The sequence below is a fragment of the Kitasatospora sp. NPDC004799 genome (assembly GCF_040609095.1).
Classification (GTDB): domain Bacteria; phylum Actinomycetota; class Actinomycetes; order Streptomycetales; family Streptomycetaceae; genus Kitasatospora.
This window is the reverse complement of the sequence record NZ_JBEXJK010000721.1, coordinates 1-1,975: the sequence shown is the minus strand read 5'-3', so window position 1 is coordinate 1,975 and position 1,975 is coordinate 1. Positions and strand designations below refer to the sequence as shown.

At 73.5% G+C, this 1,975-nt stretch carries 2 pseudogenes; both read left to right on the top strand.

Annotation, left to right across the window (positions count from 1 at the left end):
- Positions 1 to 266 (top strand): annotated as a pseudogene (locus ABZW03_RS40260) (NAD(P)/FAD-dependent oxidoreductase); the annotation flags it as partial.
- 158 nt (positions 267 to 424) lie between these two features.
- Positions 425 to 1,702 (top strand): annotated as a pseudogene (locus ABZW03_RS40255) (SpoIIE family protein phosphatase); the annotation flags it as partial.
- Positions 1,703 to 1,975 lie beyond the last annotated feature (273 nt).

Sequence of the window (1,975 nt, the reverse complement as noted above, 5' to 3'; positions counted from 1 at the left end):
GGCCGCGCCGGGCCGTCGCGCACACCCGGCGCGGCGGCAGGCTCACCGGCCGCCGGGCCTGGTGGCTGCACCGGGCCCGGCACCTGCGGCGGCTGCCGAGCGCCGAGCGCCGGGTGCGGGTGCTGGTGGACTGGGTGCTCGGCGGGGTGTTCTCCCGCGAGGTGGTCTCGCTGGGGGCGATGGAGCACCCGCGTTCGGCCTTCGAGGGAGGGTTCGGACCGGGGCCCGGACGACCGTCCGACGCCGGACCGGACGCTCCCCGCTGACGGCGCACCGGAGGGCGGAACGGGCGGCCACGCCGGGCGCGCGACTTCCGGAACCGGGCCTCCGCCTGACAGGATCAGCCCGACTGGTCATTACCCCGTGTGCTGCTGTGCACACAAAAAGTGATGATATGCCTGGAAAACGAGGAAGCGGCCGTCGTTTGAACCTCATGCGCTGGAGCGCCCGGCTCACCGGAGTCCCCTGGCGTGCCGTCCCGCCCAACGGGACCGGCACCGAGGACGGTGCGCCCTGCCCCGACGGCGTCGTCGTCCCCAGCCCCCGCGACCCGACCGGTCCCGCCGCCACCGCCGAACTCCTCGACCCGCACAAACCGCAGAACCTCCGCGAGGTCCTCAACCGCATCCCCGCCCCGGTCGCCGTCACGTACGGTCCGCACCACCAGCTCGGCTACGCCAACCGGGCCTACCGCGAGCTCTTCGGGGAGCGCCCCACCGGTCTGCCGGCGGCCGAGGCGCTCCCCGAACTCGCCACCATGGGCGTCCTGGCCCTGATGGACCAGGTCATCCGGGGCGGCCGGCCGCGCAGCGTCAAGGCCCGCTGCATCCTCGGCCTCACCGGCAACCGCTACTACAACGTCTCCTGCGTCCCGCTCGGCGCCGGCGAGAACGGCGACGCCGCGACCGAGGGGCCGCCCGCCGGCGTGCTGGTCTTCGCCGCCGAGGTCACCGACCAGGTCCTCGCCGCCGCCCGGCTGCGCGAAGCCGAACGCCGCCAGCGCGAGGCCGCCGTCACCCTCCAGCGCAGCCTGCTCCCGCAGAAGCTCGACCAGCCGGCCGGCCTGCGGGTCGCCGCCACCTACCAGCCGGGCGGCGCCGAGGCCGCGGTCGGCGGGGACTGGTACGACGTCATCGCCATCGACGGCGGGCGCACGGCACTCGTCATCGGCGACGTGATGGGCCGGGGCCTGCGCGCCGCCGCCGTCATGGGCCAGCTGCGCACCGCCGTCCGCGCCTACGCCCGCCTCGACCTGCCGCCGCACGAGGTGATGCGCCTGCTCGACGGCCTCGCCATGGAGATCGACGCCAACCAGATCGCCACCTGCACCTACGCCGTCTGGGACCCGACGCGCCGCACCCTCTCCTACGCCTCCGCCGGGCACCTCCCCGTCCTGCTGCGCTGCCCGGACGGCACCATCCTGCGCAGCGAGGAGCAGAACGGCCCCCCGCTCGGCACCGGCGGCGGCCTGCACGTCTCCCACACCCTGCGCCTGCTCCCCGGTACGACCGGTGTCCTCTATACCGACGGACTGGTCGAGCGCCGCGACGAGGACATCGACCAGGGCCTCGACCTCCTGGCCCGCACCCTGGCCGGTGCGATCGGCGCCCCGGAGGTGATCTGTGCCCGACTGCTGCGGGCGATGGGCGTGACCTCCGAGCACGACGACGACGTCGCCGTCCTGGCCTTCCAGCTGCCGGCGGAGGAGAGCCAGGAGGGCGCCGAAAATCCCCTTGCGCCGCTTGACTCGGCCACTCCAGAGGTCTAGTGTTCTTCGAGCTGCCTGGCAGGGAGCACCGGACACGCGTCAGCGCGGACGGTCCCGAGGCGGCCAATCCTCTGAAACACCACTTCCCGGTTCGGGCCGGGTCGCTTCGTCGTTTTCGCGTCGCGGCCTGGTGCTTATTCGGCGTGCGCGTTTTATCGGGTTGCGGTCGGATTCGCTTTTCGGAGCGGGGATCGGCTAGAGTTTGGA